Source organism: Methylomonas sp. BG-2, assembly GCF_057766305.1.
Genome location: NZ_JBYMAP010000323.1, coordinates 1 through 3,447, shown reverse-complemented (window position 1 = coordinate 3,447; position 3,447 = coordinate 1). Strand labels below are relative to the sequence as shown.

Sequence of the window (3,447 nt, the reverse complement as noted above, 5' to 3'; positions counted from 1 at the left end):
TGACTGGGAAGAGGTAACAGAGGAGTTTAAAGCCGCTATTGCTGAAATGAATGACTCCATATCTGACTATAGGTTGGGTTTTGCGATAATGGTAGGGGGCATTAAGAAACGCCAATTTATGCTTAGTAACTGGAGTCAGGTGCTCAAAGCCATGGAGACAATGGCTGATCAAGGGGTAATAAGCAAAGAGTTTTACGAGAAGGCTGCAAAGCAGGAAAAGGAATTCTTGGAGAATAAGAATATTTCGTTCTGGGATGAAGAATGAAGATCAAAAAGCTACTAACAAATGCAGCTGACCCAAAAACCGCTGCGCGCTTTTTGGTCGGCTGATTTAAACGTTAGGTAAATAAATAAAGGAGTCCATTGTGCCAACAATTTCGATGTTTTACGGAATCCTGATCTTGATGTATTTCTACGACAACAAGAAACACAGCGTTCCTCATATTCATGCAGAGTACGGCGAATATGAAGCGACGATTGCTATTGAGGATGGTTCGGTTCTTGGTGGCAGTTTACCGTCAGCCAAAATGAAGCTGGTACAGGCATGGATAGAAATTCACCGAGAAGATTTAATGGCAGATTGGAAGTTGGCCGTTTCTGGCGAACCCGTCTTCAAAATTGACCCATTACGGTAGGGGGTACCATGGATAAGGTCGTAAAAGCCATTCCTCTCGATAATTATCGGATTGAGATTCAGACAGCCAGCGGTATTTCCGGTATTTTTGATGTCAAACCTTACTTAGGAGGAAGTGCATTCAAAGAGCTTTTGAACGAATCATATTTTCGCCTGGTTCGCCCTTTACACCATGGCATTGCTTGGCCTCATGAACAGGATTTCAGTGCGGACACCATTATCTTTGATATCCAAAACGCCCAACGAAGCACCCCAGCGGACTCCGCTGACGCTCCGCCGCTGAGCTAATCGTTAGCCATATAAAGAGGTTACCATTGAGCAGCATATTTCTCAGCCGCGTAGGGTGGGCACGGTTTTTGTGCCCACGCGGAATTTAAGCTGGGATGAATATTGTTTCGCTGTCGCGAAGCCTAATTTATTGACGGTTCGCGGACCGGCAACCGCGATACTTTTCTTTGCTTGTCCTCGGCAATTGCTCCTGCATTGCTCTACCTCCTGCATCCATGCAGTCGAAAGAAAAGTATCCAAAAGAAACGACACCCCATGCCGCTTGTTTCCTGCGCGCCTGCGGGTTTGAGCGGGGTTTTCGGAAGGGCTGTCCTAGCCCTCCGAAAACGCGCGGCATCCCTGCCGCGCCCCTGCCGGGCAACTCCCGCTCAAACCCTCGGGTGCTCGGCGCGGCATCAGGGGAGGAACACCATCCCGGTTTGTAGAACGATGTCGTTCTGAGGTCAAACCGTCGAGCTTTTTTCTCGACCGTTCTCCAAAATAACTTGGGCATTCCTGTGGTGAGCTCGGGCGTTGGCGTAATTTTCTGCAGTCGTCAAGCACCGAGCGACAATGGCCGACAAATTTTATAGATTGATGTCGTTCTGAGGTAAAACCGTCGAGCTTTTTTCTCGACCGTTCTCAAAAATAACTCGGGCATTCCTGTGGTGAGCTCGGGCGTTGACGTAATTTTCTGCAGTCGTCGAGCTCCGAGCGAGAATGGCCGACAAATTTTGTAGAACAATGTCGTTCCGAGGTAAAACCGTCGAGCTTTTTTCTCGACCGTTTTCGAAAATAACTCGGGCATTCCTGTGGTGAGCTCGGGCGTTGACGTAATTTTCTGCAGTCGTCGAGCTCCGAGCGAGAATGGCCGACAAATTTTGTAGAACGATGTCGTTCTCCGGCAAAACCGCCGAGAAATTTCGGTTAAGGCCGTAAGGCGGAACGCATCGCGGTTCCGCCATATGGTGGCATTTTGATTGGCGAATCGCAGAGTGGCATCTGCCCGTTTTTGCCTAAACCGGCCTTGCCCGTCAAGGCCGTAACGCGCATAACCAACGGGCATTTCGCCGAATGAACGGAGGTCAACATACGGCGCAATACGGCTATCGCCTATTGCGCCCTACGCGGGCTGAATCTATTGCGTTCAGCTATTTTGCAAGAAGCTCACCTCTATTAATAAAAGAAAAAAACTCATGGCCAAGTACAAAAAATGCTAGATAAGGCAATGCCCGTCTTAAGCCGATTACAAACTTTACTAGAATTACCTGCCCGCTCGAAAGATGGCTATTTTTATTGTTTGGATTATACCTATCAACTTTGTCATGCATTGTATAATCACCTGTCGTCCGATATATCCACATGTGGAGGATTGTACTTAGCAACGGTATCAAAATTGCGACTACGACCAATAACAAATAAATCAGCTTTATAAGACCGTAAGGCGCAATAATCATTGGGAATTGCGAGGTATTGATTCTGTTTTACTAAAACTCATATAAGTCTCCATAAATTTCTGGGGAATTGTTTCTGATTGAGTGATAAAATTAATAGTATCAGACACAATTTAATCCTTTATTTTAAATAAACCAACCAGTAAAAGCCAAAAACCACCCAACATCAATACATAAGTCTCACCATAAGGGCCAAAGTTTTTGTATATTAAAAGCCTAGCCTCCCCCATCGGCCATGAAAATCTTGATCGTTAGGAATAACAAGGCCGTAAGGCGGAACGCATCGCGGTTCCGCCATATGGTGGCATTTTGATTGGCGAATCGCCGAGTGGCATCCGCCCGTTTTTGCCTAAACCGGCCTTGCCCGTCAAGGCCGTAAGGCGCAATAACCAACGTGCATTGCGCCGAATGAACGAAGGTCAACATACGGCGCAATACGGCTGTCGCCTATTTCGCCCTACTCGGGCTAAAAGGTCCTTAGAATCCATATAGCCACTAATTAATGGCTCTGCTGCATTAACTCCATTACTAAACTGCCTAATAATTAACCCACTTAATTCGCCACTTGCAACAGATGCTTCCAAATTTCTTATAATTCCATCACCCAGAACAGTACCGTCAGAAATAAGAATTCCTGTTTTTGATATAAAAAATGTTGTAGCCGCCATGCATCATCTCCTTATGTTATATAAAGGTTTATTTTTTTCTTAAGGCAAAAAACATTAAGTACACTCCAATCATTATTCTTGCATAGTTGGTTCCATTTTCTCCAAAATAATTGTTAATTAGCTTATTAGCACCACCAAAAGCACCGGAATAACTAGAATGAAAATCTCCAGTCGCAATCCCATTTATACCCAAAAAAATAACAGAAATAGCCACAAATAAAATTAAATTTTTTACTTGATTAGGGGCCATATGCTTCCTCAACAGGCCGCGAAATGCAAGGCCGTAAGGCGCAATAACCAACGGGCATTGCGCCGTAATAAATTGTCTTGACTACCTCGTATCATATTCACCTATCTTTTACTGTCAAAGAAAATCAATCAAAAATAACGACAATATATTCGAACTCGGTTTTTCCTTATTCCC

Annotated in this window: 5 protein-coding genes; 3 read left to right on the top strand and 2 right to left on the bottom strand. The window is 44.9% G+C overall.

From position 1 onward, the window contains the following. The 3 genes from AC3B8H_RS19540 to AC3B8H_RS19530 form a co-directional block, all read left to right on the top strand. On the top strand, positions 1-265 hold a 265-nt coding region (locus AC3B8H_RS19540), incomplete at its 5' end, for a hypothetical protein (protein ID WP_488443195.1). Positions 266-365: 100 nt separating this feature from the next. Continuing rightward, entirely contained in the window at positions 366-635 is a 270-nt protein-coding gene (gene dhiT / locus AC3B8H_RS19535) for a type II toxin-antitoxin system toxin DhiT (RefSeq protein ID WP_488443194.1), read from the top strand. A gap of 8 nt (positions 636-643) precedes the next feature. Beyond that, positions 644-922, top strand: a complete 279-nt coding sequence (locus AC3B8H_RS19530; protein WP_488443193.1) for a DUF2442 domain-containing protein — start codon at positions 644-646, stop codon at positions 920-922. A gap of 1,852 nt (positions 923-2,774) precedes the next feature. Here AC3B8H_RS19530 and AC3B8H_RS19525 read toward each other — a convergent pair. Together AC3B8H_RS19525 and AC3B8H_RS19520 are read right to left on the bottom strand one after the other, a co-directional pair. Continuing rightward, positions 2,775-3,023, bottom strand: coding sequence for a hypothetical protein (locus tag AC3B8H_RS19525; protein WP_488443192.1), 249 nt, complete (start codon positions 3,021-3,023; stop codon positions 2,775-2,777). Positions 3,024-3,051: 28 nt separating this feature from the next. Continuing rightward, positions 3,052-3,273 (bottom strand): hypothetical protein, encoded by a 222-nt coding sequence (locus AC3B8H_RS19520; protein ID WP_488443191.1) that lies wholly within the window; start codon positions 3,271-3,273, stop codon positions 3,052-3,054. Between the last annotated feature and the right edge of the window lie 174 nt (positions 3,274-3,447).